Origin of the sequence: Affinundibacterium fentianense, assembly GCF_018139545.1 — a bacterium.
In the GTDB taxonomy this organism is placed as follows: domain Bacteria; phylum Pseudomonadota; class Gammaproteobacteria; order Burkholderiales; family Burkholderiaceae_D; genus Undibacterium; species Undibacterium fentianense.
Genome location: NZ_JAGSPJ010000006.1, coordinates 231,682 through 250,805, shown reverse-complemented (window position 1 = coordinate 250,805; position 19,124 = coordinate 231,682). Strand labels below are relative to the sequence as shown.

General features: G+C 45.0%; 17 protein-coding genes. 7 read left to right on the top strand and 10 right to left on the bottom strand.

All coding sequences use genetic code 11. From position 1 onward, the window contains the following. Window positions 1-73: 73 nt before the first annotated feature. The gene (locus KDM90_RS14800) at window positions 74-2,296 is read left to right on the top strand and encodes a patatin-like phospholipase family protein (protein WP_212676389.1); all 2,223 of its coding nucleotides are present in this window, start codon (window positions 74-76) and stop codon (window positions 2,294-2,296) included. Here KDM90_RS14800 and KDM90_RS14795 read toward each other — a convergent pair. The 5 genes from KDM90_RS14795 to KDM90_RS14775 form a co-directional block, all read right to left on the bottom strand. After that, window positions 2,269-3,060: a helix-turn-helix domain-containing protein gene (locus KDM90_RS14795; protein WP_230409827.1), complete on the bottom strand. Its 792-nt coding sequence runs from the start codon at window positions 3,058-3,060 to the stop codon at window positions 2,269-2,271. The genes KDM90_RS14800 and KDM90_RS14795 overlap by 28 nt on opposite strands. Window positions 3,061-3,123: 63 nt before the next feature. Continuing rightward, window positions 3,124-3,888, bottom strand: a complete 765-nt coding sequence (locus KDM90_RS14790; RefSeq protein WP_212676388.1) for a hypothetical protein — start codon at window positions 3,886-3,888, stop codon at window positions 3,124-3,126. Between the two features lie 149 nt (window positions 3,889-4,037). Further along, on the bottom strand, window positions 4,038-4,427 hold the full coding sequence (locus KDM90_RS14785) for a hypothetical protein (protein ID WP_212676387.1): 390 nt from the start codon (window positions 4,425-4,427) through the stop codon (window positions 4,038-4,040). Window positions 4,428-4,623: 196 nt separating this feature from the next. Then, window positions 4,624-4,896, bottom strand: coding sequence for a hypothetical protein (locus KDM90_RS14780; protein WP_212676386.1), 273 nt, complete (start codon window positions 4,894-4,896; stop codon window positions 4,624-4,626). After that, on the bottom strand, window positions 4,854-6,557 hold the full coding sequence (locus tag KDM90_RS14775; protein ID WP_212676385.1) for a M14 family zinc carboxypeptidase: 1,704 nt from the start codon (window positions 6,555-6,557) through the stop codon (window positions 4,854-4,856). Before KDM90_RS14775 ends, KDM90_RS14780 begins: the two co-directional genes overlap by 43 nt. Before the next feature lie 141 nt (window positions 6,558-6,698). Between KDM90_RS14775 and KDM90_RS14770 the strand changes: the two genes are divergently transcribed. After that, window positions 6,699-6,914, top strand: a complete 216-nt coding sequence (locus KDM90_RS14770) for a DUF3820 family protein (RefSeq protein ID WP_212676384.1) — start codon at window positions 6,699-6,701, stop codon at window positions 6,912-6,914. A gap of 545 nt (window positions 6,915-7,459) precedes the next feature. Here the strand turns inward: KDM90_RS14770 and KDM90_RS14765 are convergent. Genes KDM90_RS14765 through KDM90_RS14755 form a run of 3 tightly spaced genes read right to left on the bottom strand, consistent with a single transcriptional unit; the run spans window position 7,460 to window position 10,496 of the window. Next, the gene (locus KDM90_RS14765; RefSeq protein WP_212676383.1) at window positions 7,460-8,779 is read right to left on the bottom strand and encodes a TAXI family TRAP transporter solute-binding subunit; all 1,320 of its coding nucleotides are present in this window, start codon (window positions 8,777-8,779) and stop codon (window positions 7,460-7,462) included. Between the two features lie 44 nt (window positions 8,780-8,823). Beyond that, on the bottom strand, window positions 8,824-9,609 hold the full coding sequence (locus KDM90_RS14760; protein ID WP_212676382.1) for a competence/damage-inducible protein A: 786 nt from the start codon (window positions 9,607-9,609) through the stop codon (window positions 8,824-8,826). 8 nt (window positions 9,610-9,617) lie between these two features. Beyond that, window positions 9,618-10,496, bottom strand: a complete 879-nt coding sequence (locus KDM90_RS14755; protein WP_230409826.1) for an EI24 domain-containing protein — start codon at window positions 10,494-10,496, stop codon at window positions 9,618-9,620. Window positions 10,497-10,698: 202 nt separating this feature from the next. On the opposite strand from KDM90_RS14755, the gene KDM90_RS14750 reads away from it, so the two are divergent. After that, window positions 10,699-11,055 carry an FKBP-type peptidyl-prolyl cis-trans isomerase gene (locus tag KDM90_RS14750; RefSeq protein ID WP_212676381.1) on the top strand — a complete coding sequence of 119 codons (357 nt, stop codon included), beginning with the start codon at window positions 10,699-10,701 and terminating at the stop codon, window positions 11,053-11,055. 147 nt (window positions 11,056-11,202) lie between these two features. Here the strand turns inward: KDM90_RS14750 and orn are convergent, their stop codons facing one another. Further along, window positions 11,203-11,808 (bottom strand): oligoribonuclease, encoded by a 606-nt coding sequence (gene orn / locus KDM90_RS14745; RefSeq protein ID WP_212676380.1) that lies wholly within the window; start codon window positions 11,806-11,808, stop codon window positions 11,203-11,205. Window positions 11,809-11,921: 113 nt separating this feature from the next. Here orn and KDM90_RS14740 point away from each other — a divergent pair, with 113 nt between their 5' ends. The 3 genes from KDM90_RS14740 to rsgA all read left to right on the top strand — a co-directional run bounded on the left by KDM90_RS14740 (window position 11,922) and on the right by rsgA (window position 14,550). Further along, window positions 11,922-13,193: a M48 family metallopeptidase gene (locus KDM90_RS14740; protein ID WP_212676379.1), complete on the top strand. Its 1,272-nt coding sequence runs from the start codon at window positions 11,922-11,924 to the stop codon at window positions 13,191-13,193. A gap of 63 nt (window positions 13,194-13,256) precedes the next feature. Beyond that, window positions 13,257-13,604 (top strand): 4a-hydroxytetrahydrobiopterin dehydratase, encoded by a 348-nt coding sequence (locus KDM90_RS14735; protein WP_212676378.1) that lies wholly within the window; start codon window positions 13,257-13,259, stop codon window positions 13,602-13,604. Window positions 13,605-13,611: 7 nt separating this feature from the next. Then, window positions 13,612-14,550, top strand: a complete 939-nt coding sequence (gene rsgA / locus KDM90_RS14730) for a ribosome small subunit-dependent GTPase A (protein ID WP_230409825.1) — start codon at window positions 13,612-13,614, stop codon at window positions 14,548-14,550. A gap of 5 nt (window positions 14,551-14,555) precedes the next feature. On the opposite strand, the gene KDM90_RS14725 is transcribed toward rsgA, so the two are convergent. Next, window positions 14,556-15,287 carry a substrate-binding periplasmic protein gene (locus KDM90_RS14725; protein WP_212676377.1) on the bottom strand — a complete coding sequence of 244 codons (732 nt, stop codon included), beginning with the start codon at window positions 15,285-15,287 and terminating at the stop codon, window positions 14,556-14,558. 423 nt (window positions 15,288-15,710) lie between these two features. Between KDM90_RS14725 and KDM90_RS14720 the strand changes: the two genes are divergently transcribed. Next, window positions 15,711-19,019: a S41 family peptidase gene (locus KDM90_RS14720; RefSeq protein WP_212676376.1), complete on the top strand. Its 3,309-nt coding sequence runs from the start codon at window positions 15,711-15,713 to the stop codon at window positions 19,017-19,019. Window positions 19,020-19,124 lie beyond the last annotated feature (105 nt).

The following is a 19,124-nucleotide window of genomic DNA, read 5'->3' as shown; positions in this document are numbered from 1 at the left end:
GTACAAGCACATTTCGAATTCAATTGATATCCTTAGCTCCCAGTTTCAGCGTGCTTCGTGCATAAGGTCGCACTTGAGTTTGATCATTTTGATCATGTGCAATCTTTTACTATCGTTTGCGGTGAATGCGCAGGTGAAGCCAACTCCACTCGAAGAAGAAATTCCCGCTGTAAAAGAACGTCCAAAAGTCGCGTTGGTGCTTTCCGGAGGTGGTGCAAGAGGCTTTGCACATATCGGGGTCCTTCGCGTTCTTAAAGAAATGCGCGTCCCTATTGATTTCGTCGTAGGAACCAGTATGGGGGCTGTCGTCGGAGGCGCCTACGCTGCGGGTAGATCTGTCGAGGATATTGAGGAAATTGTCCGCACCACATCCTGGGAGAATGTTCTCGCAGATCGCCCCGCACGTGATGCATTAGATTTCCGACGCCGTGAAGAAGACGTTGTCTTACCCTCAAGAATTGAGTTTGCGGTAACACGCTCTGGCATTGCACTCCCCCCCTCCGCCGCCGGCAACGCTTCGCTCGAACAAGCATTGACACGCCTACTCCCCGCAGGCATGAAAAGTGAACATGTCAATCATTTGCCGATCCCATTTCGATCTGTCGCTTCAGACTTAGTGACAGGGGAAATGGTTGAGCTCACGGATACACCACTCTTCATCACCATGCGGGCCTCACTCGCGGTCCCCGGAATGTTTGCACCTGTTCATGTCAACAAACGGCTAGTTGTTGATGGTGGACTTGTACGAAATTTACCGATCGACATGGCCAAAAAAATGGGTGCTGACATTGTGATCGCCGTGAACGTCGGTACACCATTAGCAGAGGAAAAAGAATTGGGTAGCGCGATCAGCGTCGCACAGCAAATGATACAAATTCTGACCGAGCAAAATGTGCAGAGGTCGCTCAAAGAACTGCGGCCGAGGGACATATTGATCGCACCGAACCTCAATGGTATCAATTTTCTAGATTTTAGCGAGCACCACAATGCCATGTTAGCTGGCGACATTGCCACACGCCAAATGGAAAAACGCCTACAAAGTCTCACCACCTCCGTGGCTGAATATCAGCGGTATGAACAGTTGAGAACAGCGGAAGGAAATACGGCGGATGTGAGCTTGCCAATTGCTTCTATCGATATTCAAGGTACACAAAACATCAACCCCGAGATTCTCTTGAAACAATCCGGTTTGAAAGTGGGAGAGGTGACGAGTGAAGAAAAAATACGGCAAGTCACTGGGAAACTTTATGGACGTGGTGATATCGATCATGTTGAAATCGACATTGACGACAAACTGGACGAACGAGAGGTAACAATTAAAACCCACGAGGCAGTTTGGGGGAAGAATCGCCTACGCCTAGGACTCGAACTGTCTAGCGACTTCAAGGACACTCACAATTTCTCACTAGGGGCCATGCATATCGCGGCCTCGCAAAATGATTGGGGGGGTGAAATACGGTTAGCTGGAAAAATTGGTTCAGACAGAGTTTTAGGAGGTCAATTTTTTCAACCCTTAGGACCCGGCAGCGAATGGTTTGTTGCGCCATCTATTCAAAGTAACTCGTCCTCTGCCGATCTATTTTCTGCCGGTAGAAAAATATTTAGAATTGGCTACAAATCCAGCATGATTGATTTGCCTGTTGGTCACCAAATTGGCAATTGGGGCGACATCCAATTGGGCTTCCGACGCGAGCGCGCGGAGGTAAAAAAACTATTACCAGAAGAAATCGGGCCAGATTCACGGATCTTCCAATCGACAGAATATTTACGTTTCAGAGTCGATACACTAGATTCGCTTGCTTACCCGACGAGAGGTAAATACTTAACGGTAAATTGGGAACGCGCACTAGCACAAGATGGATCAAACCGTGCCATCTTGAACTCCTCCATTATTGGCATGAGCGCTTTCAAGAGTGGCGAATGGGCTGGCCACATTTATGGAGAATGGTCACGTTCCCAAGGTGACTTTGCGCCGCTATCTCTAGGAGGTTTCTTACGTCTATCAGGAACGCCGGCCGATTCCTTATCAAATAAGACTGTCGCACTGGGTCGGATTGTGATGGCGCATCGAATTGGCAGCATGCCAGCCGCACTCGGTGGGGCTGTTAGGCTCGGATTTTCGGCAGAATTAGGCGGCGGATTCGGTGAAGGCGAAGCTGTCAAATTCAGTAAAATCAAACGAAGTGGCAGCGGTTTTGTCGCCTTCGATACGCGTTTTGGACCTCTCTATTTTGGCGCAGGATCCACGCAAGGTAGTGGCTCAACCTTTTACTTATTCTTAGGGCCGATTTGGTGAACCACCCGCGTCTTCGTACTTGCCATCGTGGTAGGACGACGCAACGCCGTGAACGCCGAAAATTCCCAAGAACGGAAACCTAGCATGAGTGTATAACCGTCTCGATCCTCAGCGGGAAGTCGTCTATCCTCATGCTGTAACCGAGCGATCTCAGAGGCCAAGTGTTGGATTTTCTGTTGAATTTCCTGCGCGCTGTTTCTCGATAGTCGTGCTGGTACACACATGAGTGTTTCTCCAGCACCATCAAATCGACCATTAAAATAATCGGCGACCACAAATTCTTTAAAGAAAGCTTGAATTGGCCCATCCGCTCGCCAACGAAATGCAGGTGAAACACGCAGACGATAACGATTCATCGGCTTTAGTTCTATCAAGGCATGCTTATCAAGCTCAATCATACAAAGTATGCACTCAGCTTCGGTTAAGGTATAGGTTTCTACAATTTGCTCAAACGTCCAATGACCTAAACAAGAAATAGCCACTAACAGTAGCTTAGGATTGTCCATTAGTGCGCGTTCTTGCGCCAACGTTAAATTGTCAGCTTGAGGGGTGACATCCGCAGCTTGACGCAATACATCTTCCATAGAAATATCAGAGACTTTGCAAATTTGCGCCATCCTCGAGAGCGTCATATCCTTTTGCCCAAACATACGCTTGATACTTGACTCACTCATGTCGATCAGATGCGCCAACTGCTTATAAGTCATACCAACACGGCGCAATTCCATTCTAAGCACATCCAGCAACATTTCTGGAGAACTCATTTTCCACCTCAACGTATTCAATTACATCGGTTAAAAATTATCCGTGAATCTAACAATTCACGGTCATTGGACAAAATTAATTTCGCGCGCCGTCATCGGTCCGATGATCACCTTGTTCAAATGCGCTGGAATAATTGCGTCATATTCTGTCAAGGGAATACGCCCGCCCATAATCTCGGCCCATTGCTGTGGATGCAAAGGCTGTCTGTCGGGCTCGGCATAGCCATCTGGAAAACGCGGAAAGTCATTTTGTAGATCATACTTATCACTTGCCCCCAAGGTGTGGAGAAATTCGTGTGCAACAATCACATTATTCTTTTCACGCATGTCCGGGTTGGCAAATACATTGACCTGTCCGATCAAACCCTCCCGCAAAGCCGTAGAGCGGTGTACTTTCACCAATTGAGGGTCATAATATTGTAAAAACAAGCGAACTTGCGTCCCAGGACCGGTCGTTTTTGCATGGCGATAGGCCCACCAACGAAACTTTAAGCTCCACCAGATAACCTGAAGTACGTTAGCCTCTTCGGGTGGCGGTGGAGGACGATGCGCGATTGCTGCTCGCAAACGTATTTCAATCAACCCATGATCAGACTTGCCATAGTGCTCGGCGGATCGCCGCATAAACTCTTCAATTGATCGAAATTCCCCGCCGTCAAGCTGACGTATATACTCCTCTGACAAACGGCTACCATCTCCATTGATAGGAAAAACATTTACAACCAAAGTGTATTTCCACTCAACAGATGATACCTTTGCTCGATAAGCTGAAAAACTGACAGCTGCGAGCACAAAAAGGAGAATACCAATCCTCAAGCGTTTAAACATATAAGAAAATTGTTTAGAAAATTAGTGGAATTGTAACTGATCACCTTCTATGATTTGACAGTAAGTTTCGAATAAATTAACGGAATCATTAAACGTCCAATAAAAAAAGCAGCCGAAGCTGCTTTTCTTTTACGAACCCAAGTTCAACATTATTTCTTTGCTTTTTTACCAGCCGCTGTTGCTGGCAAGTAAGCCAATGGATCGTTTAAACCACTCTCATAAGCGGTCATCACTGTTTTTGGACGCATACAAGTCGCACCCAAAGTTGTTGAATCAGCAGATACAGAGTTGACACACACCTGCAATTTCATAATCTTGCTTTGAGGAATACCAGCAGCCGCCGCGATGGAGATCACAGAATGTTGATTCGCACCATTTGCTACCAATTGATCCACCGTTTTTTGCAGGTTGCGGCTCGTCGACAATGCAGTGAAAATACCATCCACTGAAGTATCGATAGGTTTCGCTGCTTCAATTGCTGAAGCGCTACCCACCAATGCCAAACCTAAAAAAGCACCAATCATCATTTTCTTCATCATCGTCTCCAAAATTCGACAAAACCATTTTGCCTAACACCGCTGATTCTAGTGAGTTTTTATGATGCTGCAAAGGATTAAATGCAGATTCAAGAAAAAATAAACACGAAGTTAAAAGACCGACAAATCTCTGTTCACGATTTACGACAAAACCCTGTATATTCATGCACTTAGAATAACAAATGTATGATCCACAAGATTATTCATTGGGCATATCATGCGTCGGCAAACCGAGATCGATGCCGTCAAAATCAACCAGACGAATAAGGTTGGTGACATGACCGACAAATATCGTTCGATCGTGCCATCCTTGCGCCCTCGCGGGCACTAACCAATAACCATCTTGATCATGTCCAATCCAAAACCTTGGTTGCTGCATATATTCATAGAAATCAACAGGCATAATCTGCGCTCTTTGGCGATCTTCATTTAGATCTGGTGCATGATCGAATAAACGGGATAACGCATCCATTCGGGTTCATGGAACCGTTTTCCATGCGTGAAAATAAAATTCAGGACTGCTTCTTGATTCGATAACAAAGTCGGATTATCGGTTTTCCACGCCTCAAATTTTGCCGCTAGATCTGGTTCTGACTGCAACATCTCATACGCACTATCTTCAAATACGTAATCCGAAAACGCTTCCTTTTTCTCTAATATGCTATTGAAGAAACCCCAACGGAAGAAACTGTCATGCGCCAAAGGCTCTAGCGTCTCGATTGCGTAACGAGCACTCGCTTGCTGCAAATCGACTAAGTAGTCCCCCACACGCGCGTCAATGGTTTCAATATGGGTAGTTAGACTGATTTCATCGTGAAACATATGACCTTCATAGGGATGGGCGCGCGATTTAACTGCTTCGATGCGATAGGTCTTTACCTCGATTTGTTGATCAGTCTCAACGCGACGCAATTGCACACCGTTCCAAGACAATCGCTCAATTACTTCGCGCCATGCTTGTGGAATCAAATAGCTAAAAGGGGTTTGAATGGTGAGGTCTTCAACAAAATGATCAAAGTAAGCAATCTCTTTTTCCCATACTTGGCTTCTGTCATATCCGAGACGCAAGTAATTCCCTAACTTGCTCGGACTGTAAACCGCAGCAAACCCCTTAAACCGAAAGCTCGACGGGCGGGTATGATCTACCTTCCAACTAATAGGCCATTGCGCTTTTTGACATGCTCGCTTTTTTGCCTCATCGCGCAAAGCCTGAATTTGCTGTGCATGGCGAACTGTAAAATCCAATACGACCTCCACTAAAGTGCGCATCGAGTCATAGCGATCAGCGTAAGGCTTCAACATATGGGTTTCGGGCATGAAACCTATCGTATGGTGCAAAGCTGCAAACCCAGTTGAGAATCGTGGCACTTCCAAAAAGTCTTCAATCCCATCATCAGGGGTTACTTTAACTGGATTCACGTAGGGGCAAGTTGGCCACCCTCTTTGCTCCATTCCTGTATAAATTGCTGGCAACATCGTCTCACGCAAAAACGGTCCCAAGCCATCGCCAAGCTTATCCGCCTGAGTTTGTATTAAGGTCATCGTGTAACTATAGTCTGCGCCATTGGAGGTGTGCGTATCGACCATGACATCTGGATCCCAAGCGCTAAAAAACTGATTAAAAAGCTGTGCACTAAGGCTGTCACACTTAATGAAATCGCGATTCAAATCAAGATTACGTCCGTTCGCCCGAAAGCCAAACAGCTCTGGACCATTCTGATTAACCCTCGATGTATTTTGTCGATTCAGGCTACCATCAACGTTGTAAATCGGGATAAATAGAAAGACTGTTTTACCCAACGCAGCCAGTCGCTCTGGTTGCAAACAAAAATCGCGAACCAATGCCATGCAAGAGTCGATACCTTCGGGTTCGCCAGGGTGAATTCCATTATTATTAAAAAAAATCGGCCGCTTTTCCGACTTTAAAGTCACTCGATCAAAAACACCGTCGGAGGTCACTACACCAGCATGGATAGGAATACCATTATCTGAAATTCCAATTTGTTCGAAATGTAGAATCGTCGGAAAATCTCTCGCCAACCGCTCATAAAATGGAATACAGCTTGCCCACGTTGTCGTTTGATTGCGGTTACCTGATTCGTAAGGAGTGGAATAAGCCGAAGAATTATTCATATCGATGGTTTCTCAATCTGGTTCTGAAAAGGTTAAAATCGTCGAAGATTGTAGCACCCCCTTTCCCAAATTTTTAATGCATTCAACGCGCAGTCAACGAAGAATGCTCAGAGAACATGCGTATTCTTTCTTTTTCTGCTTATGAATCCAGATGACTTACTTGCTTTAGTGAATAAAACTATGCCGTTTGGCAAATATGAAGGACGCTTACTAGCTGATTTGCCCGGACATTACCTAGGATGGTTTGCGCGTGAAGGCTTTCCACGCGGTGAAATCGGACGATTACTCGCGCTCATGTATGAAATCGATCACAATAATTTACGTGATTTACTCGTCCCTCTACGATCAAAATTTTGATTTTCCCGACAAATACTCGACGAGAAAAATTCACATTCTTTAATAAAAAAGTTCAAAAATTGTCGAAAGTACCGGACGACAGTACCAAAGATTCATTCCACTAAGCCCCTTCAAGTAGTTTTAGCAATCTTCGAGAGAAATATCGACACTCCTAGCAAGTCAGACAAGTACGAGCAAAAAATAGTTGGTACTAAGGTGATCGTAGGCGATAGGACAAATCCATTGTCTCTATCCACAGATCATTCCTAGGAACCCGAACGAACACCGTCAAAGAAATCTGTCACTCAGAAAAATGTGAACAGCTTATCACTGGACTACAGAACCTTAAGAGCACGGAGACATACACCTACCTGTGGAAATGCAAGATACTCCCCTCCATTTTGCATTTTCGTATGTCTCTGTGCCGATAAGGCTGAATGTATAAAAAGGCACGGGGTCAATTTGGCCGCCGAATATTTTCTTGGCATGCAATTGCAATCGGCTATGCTTCAATCAAACTCGGTTCCTGCATCAACGACACTGGCAAGCTTGAAAATTATTTTTTCTCACAAACAAACTTCGACACGTTGACGTACAAAGTTGATATGACTACGTAAACCATACAATTCCTCCGCATACGAAAGAGGAATTGAAAGTTGATTCACTCTTGCCTCAATCTCGTCTAATTTCTTCATCTGATCCTGAGCAATTTGCTTGCGCTGTTTGACATTAGCTTCATCGATCGCATGCTCAACAGACCGCAATTGTCCATACCAGCGATAGATACGAGAACGTATCCTCCATACATAAAGTGGTGGAATGATTTTCGACAAAGGTAGTGCGAGAGCGCCAAACGCGAGCAATACTACCCACATTCTTTCGAGAAAATTGGACATCCAAAAACTCAAATAACGTTGTAAAAACGGCGGGCCACTTTTATAGAATTTTTCCGCCTGTTTCTCTACGGCGATTTCTGTATAGCGGTCAGACGGAAATTCGCCCTGCCTACTTAACCAATTGGCCCCGCCATGTATTTTTTTCGCTGCTTGCAAAAACAAGCTAATCAAGGCTGGATGCAAACTTTCATGGGCAACTAAGGTCGCCGTTGGCGAAATTAAATGATAGTCACGGGCAGGAATATTTTTTCCAATATCAACAATCCCCCGTGGCAATATGACATGGGACAAAAAAGGAAATCGGCGGGTATAAGCTTCCGCTTGAGCAAAGTCAAATAAACGAACGCCGGGAGTCTGCAAAAGCATCTGTATCAACAACGAATCTGGCGCAGAACTCATTACTAAAGCATCTAATTTTCCTTCGATAAATGCGACTGTTGCCGGAGTATTTTCATCTTGTTGAAGCTGGACTTCAGACTCCTCCATACTATTCACACTTAACAACTGGCGAAACAAACGTCGCACCCCAAACCCATCTGGTCCGACATTAATTCGTTTTCCTCTGAGCTCTTCGAAGCTGGTCCACTCTTTCTTACTACGATAAAAAATCCAGATTGGCTCATAAAATAAACTACCAAGTGAGATCAATCCTCGCGCCTCAGCATCCAGTTGATTGGTTGAACCGCTTTGCACAAATCCAATATCGATATTGGATTCGAGATCAGTGATTTTCTCTAAATTTTCTTGTGACCCTTGCGATTGATGAACGCGCAATGCAATTTGATTCTTTGCGAGTTCCTCTGAGTATTGCTTTGCGAATATTTCATACGCACTGTTTTCCTGTCCTGCACTAAAATCGAGCGTTCTACCGGGAGCTGGATCGACCAAATAGTAAGCGGAAACCACAATTGCCAATAACAACAAGGCAATCGGTCCAAAAGCAAAAACCGCGTCTTTCAAGGAAAATAGCGTGAACTTGATCTTGGCCATAAGTTTTCCCAAGTTGAAATAAACGAGACTTGATTACGCGCGATTCAAATTAATTGAAATTCCGCCCCAAACTCTGTCAGCGAGTTCAACATCTCAGCAAATGCCGCTTGAACTTGAGTTGGCTCACCTTTCACACCAAGTTCAATATGTCTGCGTACAGTATCACTGCCAACACTCGGTAGACTAAACACTTTGATTCCCGAGTAGTTCGACTCAAGGACTTCCATCATGGGAGTCAAAGTTGACTCTGCCATTTCAAAGACCAGGGTCGATTTCTCAAGATATTGATGTTGATGAAATAAATGACTGTAATGCGTATCTAAAACCCATGCGATCATCGGCCAAGCCATGACAGGGAATCCTGGAACAAAATAATGCTGACGAATAGCGAAACCTGGAATTTTATTGAAAGGGTTGGGAATAATTGCCGATCCTTCAGGAAACTCTCCCATTTTCAAACGATGTAGATGATCGGGGGTATTCAAATCCACTACTTTTTCTGGATGCGAATTCGTTTCTACAATACGTTCTTGGATCAACCGTTTTGCCTCTGGATGCAAAACAAGCGGCACTGCCAATGCAGCCGCGGCACACTGTCTGGTATGATCATCCGGAGTTGCACCAATCCCACCTGTACTAAAAACGACATCGCCACCCTTAAAGCTTCGCTGTAAGCAAGAAATAATACGTGCTCGATTGTCTCCCACATATTCAGCCCATTCCAAAGTCAAACCACGTTCTTTCAGCAACTCTATGACCTTTGCCAAATGTTGATCAACTCGTTTACCGGACAATATTTCATCGCCCACAATAATTAATCCGAATCCCATACTCTACCTCACCTTTTCTCCGTGAATTCAAGATCAACCAGTTGAGTGACATTCTCTTTTACGTCTGACTCTATCTCATTACTCTGGCGCATAGCTTTAAGTGCTGCGAGACAGTAATACTGGTACCACAATCCTGTAAAAATAAAGATCAACAAGTAAACCCAGATCGCCATGCTAACAAACATCGGAAAGAGCAGCACGTATGTCATCGACATCGCTCCGCCCATCCACAGCATTGACGGCAAGCTTCCAATCCAACCTGCAACTAATCCTATGCACAACAAGGAACCACGGTTCTCTGCAACGATTTGTTGGCGCTCTTTTGGACTAGCAAACGCAGCTAAAGCGTCGTAACTCATCACGCGATAGGTTAACCAACCCCATAGCAAGGGCTGGACAAGCATATAAATCGGTGGAATGAAAATCAAAGGCAAAACAACCACCCAAACCAGCGAAAATAAGAAAAACGACCCAAAAGAAAATCCCAGACTCGATAGAAAGCTGGCGCCTCGACGTTTTTCCAAATCTGGAAAATCACGATTACCGACATGTTTGGCGATGCTGGGCATCACCATCAAACCAATAAAAAGCAGACTCGTCATTATCATGATTGGCAATAACAGCCACATCGACAAAAGAGGGACGATGAGTGTTTTTAGGGCAAGCAAACCCAACGAATAGAGCAGATCGCTCGCCTTAGCGAAGGCTTGATGTTCTGAAAAATATGCTTGAATAAAGTCGAATATAGCCTGCAGTCGCCAAGCCATCAAACCGCCCCACAAGAACAAGGAAATGAATAATGGAATTAGACTTAACGCCAGTATTTTGAATCGAAACTGCGCTGCCAAAGCACGTGCCCAAGCACGCATCACTGCATTCACATTCATTATTACCACTTTCGTATTGATGGAAATCGCCTCACGAGGCTGACTTTGTTCGGGGTTGTTTAATACGAACAAATTGTATTTTACCTCGTCTGCATCAAAGAGCCCCATCAAGTTGGAAAGGGAAAATCAAATCAGCTTATTGGTTTTCCACTAAAATAAGCAACTCTGGTTTGTTCTTCAATTATTAAGCAAAGGAAATACGATGTCATCAATTACAACAGTCAGCGGATTGCAATACGAAGATAAAGTCGAAGGAACGGGCGCTGAAGCAACGGCAGGCAACAATGTCGAAGTGCACTACACAGGTTGGCTACAAAATCCAGACGGAAGCGCTGGTAAGAAATTTGACTCAAGCAAAGATCGCGGCACTCCGTTCGAATTTGCTTTAGGCGCTGGACAGGTCATCAAAGGCTGGGACGAAGGGGTGCAAGGTATGAAGGTTGGTGGAACTCGCGTATTAACCATCCCCTCTTCCTTAGGCTATGGTCCACGTGGTGCAGGTGGCGTCATCCCTCCAAATGCGACTCTCATTTTTGAAGTCGAGTTACTAGGTGTTTAATTCTATTAATTCAACTAACGATACGTAAATTAAAACTCGAACCACGCGACTTGCAAACCTAGTCCACAAGCCGTGTAAGTCGCATGGGTCGAATTCAATCGTCTCAATAGAAATGACGTTGAGCGCGTAGACTTATCGCCACATGCATTACTCTTTAATGAAGTGTTCGCGATAATATTTGAGCTCTTCAATAGATTCAACAATGTCGGCCAACGCCGTATGTTTTTGGTGTTTTTTGAATCCACTTGCCAGTGCTGGCTTCCAACGGCGGCAAAGTTCTTTGAGTGTCGATACATCCAGATTACGGTAATGGAAAAATTCTTCCAGCTTTGGCATCCCGCGAAACATAAAACGGCGATCTTGACAAATTGTATTGCCGCACATTGGAGATTTTCCTGCGGGAACATAGGCCTTCAAAAAGGCGATTAAGGCTTTTTCCGCGTCCGCTTCGGTCACAGTCGATGCTTTAACTCGATCAATTAGTCCAGAGCGGCCATGTGTACCTTTGTTCCATGCATCCATTTTATCCAATACGGCATCGGACTGATGGATCGCGAACACGGGGCCTTCAGCCAACACGTTTAATTGCATGTCAGTAACAACAACTGCAATTTCAATAATTTTATCGTTATCAGGATCGAGGCCAGTCATTTCCATATCAACCCAAATTAAATTCATTTCATTCGGCTTGGTAGGCTTACTGATAACAGTGTTAATCGTTTCATTTACTTCGATATTGCTCTCTTGTGACATAATTCTTCCTAGAACTCAAATTCGACCTTGGTCTGTACAAAGCTTAAAACATTTGCAAACTTTGAGATAGCCAATGGTCTTCGACATTTTTTCTGATAAATCAGTATTTTCCCATGAATTCATACACCTTCTCGGTTTTATTCGTTGTTTTTCTTGGCCTCACAGTTAGTTTGCAATTTTGGTTAGCCACACGACAACTTCGCCACGTTGCACGCCACCGAAACGCAGTACCGCCTGAATTTATCGAAAAAATTAGCTTAACAGCACACCAAAAAGCAGCGGATTACACAATCGCGAAAACGCAATTCAGCTTAGTATCCTTATTTTTTAGCGTGATTGTATTGCTGGGATTTACCCTATTTGGTGGCCTGCAATGGCTAGCATCCTCGTTATTCCAATTACTCGGTGATGGCATGACTTTTCAACTCGCACTGCTGACCTGTTTTGCGTTGATTAGTGGGCTTCTCGACTTGCCGTTTGATTTATACCGCCAGTTTGTCTTAGAGGAAAAATTTGGATTCAATAAAATGTCACTCAAATTATTTTTCAGCGACATGCTCAAGAGTAGCCTGATCGGCGCTGCAATTGGCCTGCCCTTGGTTTGGGTCGTATTAAGTCTGATGGGTAAAGCGGGTGCGTGGTGGTGGCTCTATGCGTGGTTAGTTTGGAGTGGTTTTCAGTTGTTGATGATGCTGATTTTTCCAACCTGGATTGCTCCCCTATTCAATAAATTTACACCACTTGCGGACGACAATCTCCGCTTAAGAATTGAAAGTCTGATGCAGCGCGTAGGCTTTGCATCGAGCGGCCTTTTTGTAATGGATGGCTCCAAGCGTAGCGCACACGGGAATGCTTATTTTTCTGGCTTTGGTGACACCAAACGTATCGTGTTTTTCGATACATTAATCGAGCGTCTCACCCCTCCAGAAGTGGAAGCCGTATTGGCACACGAGCTTGGTCATTTCAAATTAAAACATATCATCAAACGCATGGTGATCATGTTTGCTATTTCTCTCGGATTCCTCGCATTATTAGGCTTTCTAAAGCAGCAGATTTGGTTTTATACAGGACTAAGTGTAGACCCGATTATGTTGGCCAATTCTACGAATGCGATGGCTCTCATTCTGTTTATGCTGACCTTACCCGTATTTACTTTCATTTTGTCCCCTTTAGGCTCAATTAGCTCGCGCAAACACGAGTTTGAAGCCGATGCTTTTGCCGTAAAACACACTAACGCACAGGATCTAGTTTCTGCGCTTGTCAAGCTATATGAAGACAATGCCTCAACCTTAACACCCGATCCCTTGCATTCTGCTTTCTATGACTCTCATCCGCCTGCATCAATTCGCATTGCGCATCTCCATCAACACGGTCAACTTACGTAATAACATGCATTCTTACTTACAGAATTTCATCGCATTTTTAATACAACAACTACAGACAACACTATGAAAACAACTGATTTACTTGCAAAAAAGTCTGCTCACACAGAGACGGGTTTACAGAATAACGAACTCGCCTCTTATTTCGCTGCAACGCCGGGCTGGGTCCAAGACGGCCCGCGCATTGTCAAAACCTATGAATTTAGAAATTACTATGAAACTCTCGCGTTCGTGAATGCGATCGCTTTTACTATTCATGAAGAAGATCATCATCCTGAATTGGTCATCACGTATAACCGTTGCATCGTAAAATTTGACACGCACACTGTGAACAATGGCAAAGGCGGGATTTCAGAGAATGATTTTATTTGCGCGGCAAAACTTGATGTGATTTTTACTCAGACTTTCGGCTAATCGCTCCATGGCAAAACATTCCGCTCCGCAGAAAAAGATGGCCGCTACCGAACAAGCAACGGTGATCGCGGCACATGGTCGTCACTACCTTGTCCAGGCAAAAGAATTGAAACTTCACTGCGTAACACGGGGAAAAAAGAGTGATGTTGCGGTTGGTGATCGGGTCGAATATCAACTCACCTCTGCAAACCAAGGCGTCATAGAAGGCATCGTTCCTCGCAGCAGTTTGCTTTATCGTTCCGATCAATACAAATCGAAGATGTTGGCAGCGAATTTGACCCAACTCATCATCGTTGTAGCAACCGAACCAAGCTTTTCAGATGACCTCGTATCGCGCGCTTTAGTTGCATCGGAATCTTCTGGGATTCAAGCGCATATTGTTTTAAATAAAATTGATGTAACTGCTAGCCTCAGCAAAGCACGCGAGCGCGTCGCCTTGTATGCTCGACTTGGCTATCCTGTGCATGAGGTATCTGTGACTGCTGCACCCGAGGCAACACGCACAACCATGCTTAGCTTGGTACAAGGACAAAGTACGATCTTAATTGGGCAATCAGGAATGGGCAAATCCTCGCTCATCAATTTGCTCATACCAGATGCAGAAATTGCGACCCGCGAAATTTCTGCAGCGCTAGACACAGGGAAGCATACAACCACCTTCACCCGATTGTTTCAAATGGAAGACTATGGTGGAAACCCCAGCTATGTCATCGACTCACCGGGTTTTCAAGAATTTGGCCTACATCATCTCAGTGAGGGTATGCTAGAGCGTGCTTTTCCAGAATTTCTGCCCCATTTAGGTGGCTGTAAATTCTACAATTGCCATCATCACACTGAGCCAGGCTGCACAATTTTGGCGGCACTAGACCGTGGTGAGATCGCAGGGATGCGACATGATCTATTCAAGCAACTTGTGCACGAAGCAGCCCAAACAATAGGGTATTAGCAAGTTCAATGCTCATTTGGAATTCGCCATTTCTGCTCGAGCTTGTGATAAAGGCCATTTGCCTTGATCTTACGTAGCCCCTGATCCAGCAGAATTGAAAACTTGAGTGCATCAGGATGTTTTTTCGAAAAACTGACGTAGAGGTCATTTTGCCCTATCGATCCGACTTGCCGAAGCTTCCCGGCCAAGTCGCCCGCATGCTTGCTCATCAAGTAATCCATAACGCGTGTGTAAATTAATGCATAGTCAGAACGTTTTAGCACTAACTTTCTTAAATTAGATAAATCGGTGGGAGCAACTTCGCGCGTAATCGATATGTCATTATCTACTTCGTCAGTGTATGTGTAACCATGCGTCACCCCAACTATTTTTCCTTTTAATGCTGCGGGCTTGAGATTCAACTCAATCGAGTCTGCCCGAGCGTAGATGCCAATTTCTGCCCTGAAGATGGGTTCTTGATGAAATCGCAGAGTCTTCATCAATTTACTGTCTTTTAGGCTATCAAAACAGCCCACTTCTTGTCCACTTTCTGCCAACATTAAACAACGTGCATACGGTGCACTCTTAAAACTCACTTTAACGTTCACGGCTGCATAGGCAGCCTCGAGAATATCGACGGCCAAGCCTTGCAATTTACCATCCTTCAAGGCGGCATAGGGATACCATTCATCCTCGCCAACTAACACCAGATTTTGACTGGCTTCGTCTGCTCGACTTTGTGCGAGCGGTAACATCATGAGCATTGCAAAAAGCAGATGCAGCGCTCGGCGAAAAAGTAAATTCAGCTTCTCTATTCTGGCATCAACTAGCATGGTGCTGGAGTTCTCAAGGATTTTTTATTCATAACCATTTAACCATAGTTTTCAGCAAAATAGTTGCATTTAGGGAAATTCTCTCATTATGAACAACATTGCAGGAACCACCACAACACGTTGAATTATCCTCAAGTACAGCAAGACATAATAAATAGAAATATTATTTAGACACATTTACGCGACAAGCGTCATGAACTTATTTAAAGTGTTTATGTCGAAAACTTGAATTTACAATCAACTGTATTAGATAGATAACTTCTTACTAAGCCCAAAAGACGCAGCTTGATATCAAACAGTTTTGCTGTTCATTTAGTTTGCTAAATCCTTACAATAATTCACCTCAACATGAAAATACGATCCCTCCTCATTAGTGTGTCATTAAGCAGTCTGATTGCTCAGGCTTACGCAATGCCAGCGACCAACGCCTATGTCAGATTCCCAACAATTCGAGCTGACTCGGTAGTTTTTACCGCTGAGGGTGACCTTTGGAAAACGAGCGTCCAAGGTGGAAGCGCGCAACGCCTCACGACCCATCTTGGAGCAGAAACGCATCCTGCTATTTCGCAAGATGGTAAATGGCTTGCATTCACTGCTTCTTACGAGGGAGCGCCTGAAGCGTATGTTATTCCTATCAGCGGCGGCATCCCGAGACGCATTAGCTTTGAGAATACAGCCGTCACGGTTCTGGGTTGGACTGCACAGGGCGAAGTTTTGGTGACTAGTCAAAATCCAGTTGGCCCAATTCTACAAACCGTTATTTCAGCGATCAATCCCCAGTCACTTGCCCGCCAAATTTATCCTGTTACGGATGCGAATGAAGCCGCGCTCGATGAAAGTGGCAAAACACTCTATTTCACACGTTTGGGGCTTCATACGCGAAATGACAATGCAAAACGCTATCGAGGTGGCGCGCTCGCGCAATTGTGGAAATTTGACCTAAACAGTCAATCAGAAGCGGTAAATCTATTTGCTAAAGAAAAATCAAATCATCGCCGTCCGATGCTATGGAAAAATCGACTTTATTTTCTGAGCGACCGAGATGGTGCTTACAACCTCTACTCTGCCAATCTCGATGGGAGCGACGTGCGCCCACTCACCAAGCATCGTGATTGGGAAGTACGAAATCCCCAGCTAGGAGATGGCAAAATCGCCTATCAACTTGGTGCGAATTTACACATCCTCGACATTAGCAATCAAACCGACAAATTAATCAATGTCGATTTGGTTTCAGACTTCGATCAATCGCGCCAGCGTTATATCAAAAATCCCTTGGAATTTTTGACCAACGTACAGGTCGCTGGAAAAGAAGAGAAATTGGTTTTCACTGCACGCGGACAAATGACAATTGCTGCAACTGGCAACCAACGCCGAGTTGATATTCTCCTACCTGAGGGTGCACGCGCTCGCGACGCGGTATTTTCACACGATGATCGTTACGTTTATGCCTTTGTCGATAGCACAGGGGAAAATGAAATATGGCGCTTTCCAGCAAACGGGAATGGCAAGCCCGAACAACTCACTAAAGATGGTGAGACCCATAGACTCGCGATGGCGCCATCACCGAATGGCAAATTGTTAGCGCATTTCGATAAACGTGGCCGCTTATGGCTACTAGATCTGACGACTAAATCGAACATGATCATCGACGACGCAGCCAAAGATGGGAACGGCACCCACGATGAAATCGTTTGGTCACCCGATAGCAAGACATTAGCCATCGTACGCGGCAATAGCTCACAAGGTCGCAATCAAATTGGTTTGTACGATCTCGAAACCAAACAATTGCACTTCGTGACGACGGATCGATACGAATCTGAATCACCGGCATTCTCCAGCGATGGAAAGTGGCTGTATTTCCTATCAAACCGCAATTTCCAACCAGGCGTCGGTGCGCCATGGGGCGATCGGAATATGGGAACTTATTTCGATAAACGTGCTGGGATCTTTGCTTTATCTTTGCAGCCCGGTAATCGTTTCCCATTTAAAGCAGACGATGAGCTCAGCAAAGTTGCAGAGAAAAACGTCGACAAAGCTGAAGGTACGGACGTTAACAAGGAAAATAAAGACGCAAAGCAAACCGAAGCCACAAAGAAATCGGGTAGTTCCATTATCTATCAAGGTTTAGCCGAACGACTTTACGAAGTACCGATTGCGGCTGGTAATTATCGACGTCTCGTCGCTGATGACAAACGTCTGTACTTCCTTGAACGCGATGCCAGCGACCGTAGTCGCAACAATCTTAAAACCTTGGCGATTAGTAAAACCTCTCCTCAAGCTGAAATCTTCGCTGCAGGTGTACGCAACTATGATCTGTCTCTCGACAAAAAACGTGTCATGCTCCATACAGGCGCAGGAAGTGGGGATTTTTATGTCGTCGACACTGCCGCAAAAGCGCCTAGCGATTTAAGTAAAGCGAAAATCAAAGTAGATGATTGGAGTTTTAATTTAAACCCGCGCGAAGAATGGAAGCAAATGTATTTGGATGCATGGCGTATGCATCGCGACTTTCTCTATGACACTAACATGCGGGGTGTTGATTGGCTAAAGGTACGTGACAAATACGCTCCTTTAGTTGACCGTGTGACTGATCGAGCAGAACTAAACGATGTGCTCGGCTTAATGGTGAGTGAAGTAAGTGCATTACATTCGCAAATTCGTCCAGGCGAATTACGTCGTACCACACCAGATGGTCAGGCTGCTGGATTAGGCGCCGTCTTTAGCAAAACAAAAGAGGGCTACCAAATCGAACACATTTATCAGAGTGAGCCGGACTTACCATCCCAACGAGCACCGCTAGACAACCCTGACTTCGATATCAAAGTTGGCGACATCATCACTTCCATCAACGGCAAAGACGTCCTCAGTGTGCGTGATATTTCGGATCTACTTCTTAACCAGGCAGACAAACAAGTATTACTTCAGTTTAAACGCGCAAACCAAACCGTCAAAACCATTTTGGTTTCGCCCATCAATATGCAAAAGCAAGCAAATTTACGCTACAGCGATTGGGAACAGAGTCTAGCCAGCAAAGTCAACCGAACCTCCAATGGAAAAATTGGCTATCTCCACTTGCGTGCGATGGGTCCTGCCGATGTCGCAAGCTTTGCTCGCGATTTTTACGCAAACTTTGATCGTGATGGCTTGATCATTGACGTTCGCCGAAATAACGGGGGAAATATCGACAGTTGGATCATTGAAAAGCTCTTACGTAAGGCTTGGGCATTTTGGTCTTCAGCAGGCAATCAACCGTACGCGAACATGCAGCAAACCTTCCGAGGTCATCTGGTGGTCCTGATTGACGAACTCACTTATTCTGACGGTGAAACATTTGCTGCTGGCGTCAAAGCACTCAATCTTGGACCACTAATTGGCAAGCGAACCGCCGGAGCTGGCGTGTGGTTATCAGACCGCAACACACTCAGTGACAATGGCATGGTGCGTGCCGCTGAAAATGCGCAATTCGATGTCAAAGATGGTCGCTGGCTAATTGAAGGAGTCGGTGTATCACCGGACATCGAAGTCGATAATCCGCCATTTTCTAGCTTCAGAGGTGAAGACAAACAGTTAGATGCTGCATTAAATTACCTGCAGAAGAAGATGAAAGAACAGCCCATCAAACAGCTTGTTCCACAGACCATCCCTAGTTTTCGATAGAGCATCGAGTAAGCTTCTTTCGAAGCATTAAAGAACCGGGAAATACATTCTCACAAAAAAAGGCGTTCAGAGTATTCTGAACGCCTTTCTTGTTTACCAATTTCC

Coding starts and splice junctions, on each gene's coding strand:
- KDM90_RS14795 (WP_230409827.1), bottom strand. CDS start 3,060: ATGAGTTCTCCAGAAATGTTGCTGGATGTGCTTAGAATGGAATTGCGC.
- KDM90_RS14790 (WP_212676388.1), bottom strand. CDS start 3,888: ATGTTTAAACGCTTGAGGATTGGTATTCTCCTTTTTGTGCTCGCAGCT.
- KDM90_RS14785 (WP_212676387.1), bottom strand. CDS start 4,427: ATGATGAAGAAAATGATGATTGGTGCTTTTTTAGGTTTGGCATTGGTG.
- KDM90_RS14780 (WP_212676386.1), bottom strand. CDS start 4,896: ATGGATGCGTTATCCCGTTTATTCGATCATGCACCAGATCTAAATGAA.
- KDM90_RS14775 (WP_212676385.1), bottom strand. CDS start 6,557: ATGAATAATTCTTCGGCTTATTCCACTCCTTACGAATCAGGTAACCGC.
- KDM90_RS14770 (WP_212676384.1), top strand. CDS start 6,699: ATGAATCCAGATGACTTACTTGCTTTAGTGAATAAAACTATGCCGTTT.
- KDM90_RS14765 (WP_212676383.1), bottom strand. CDS start 8,779: ATGGCCAAGATCAAGTTCACGCTATTTTCCTTGAAAGACGCGGTTTTT.
- KDM90_RS14760 (WP_212676382.1), bottom strand. CDS start 9,609: ATGGGATTCGGATTAATTATTGTGGGCGATGAAATATTGTCCGGTAAA.
- KDM90_RS14755 (WP_230409826.1), bottom strand. CDS start 10,496: ATGAATGTGAATGCAGTGATGCGTGCTTGGGCACGTGCTTTGGCAGCG.
- KDM90_RS14750 (WP_212676381.1), top strand. CDS start 10,699: ATGTCATCAATTACAACAGTCAGCGGATTGCAATACGAAGATAAAGTC.
- orn (WP_212676380.1), bottom strand. CDS start 11,808: ATGTCACAAGAGAGCAATATCGAAGTAAATGAAACGATTAACACTGTT.
- KDM90_RS14740 (WP_212676379.1), top strand. CDS start 11,922: ATGAATTCATACACCTTCTCGGTTTTATTCGTTGTTTTTCTTGGCCTC.
- KDM90_RS14735 (WP_212676378.1), top strand. CDS start 13,257: ATGAAAACAACTGATTTACTTGCAAAAAAGTCTGCTCACACAGAGACG.
- rsgA (WP_230409825.1), top strand. CDS start 13,612: ATGGCAAAACATTCCGCTCCGCAGAAAAAGATGGCCGCTACCGAACAA.
- KDM90_RS14725 (WP_212676377.1), bottom strand. CDS start 15,287: ATGATGTTACCGCTCGCACAAAGTCGAGCAGACGAAGCCAGTCAAAAT.
- KDM90_RS14720 (WP_212676376.1), top strand. CDS start 15,711: ATGAAAATACGATCCCTCCTCATTAGTGTGTCATTAAGCAGTCTGATT.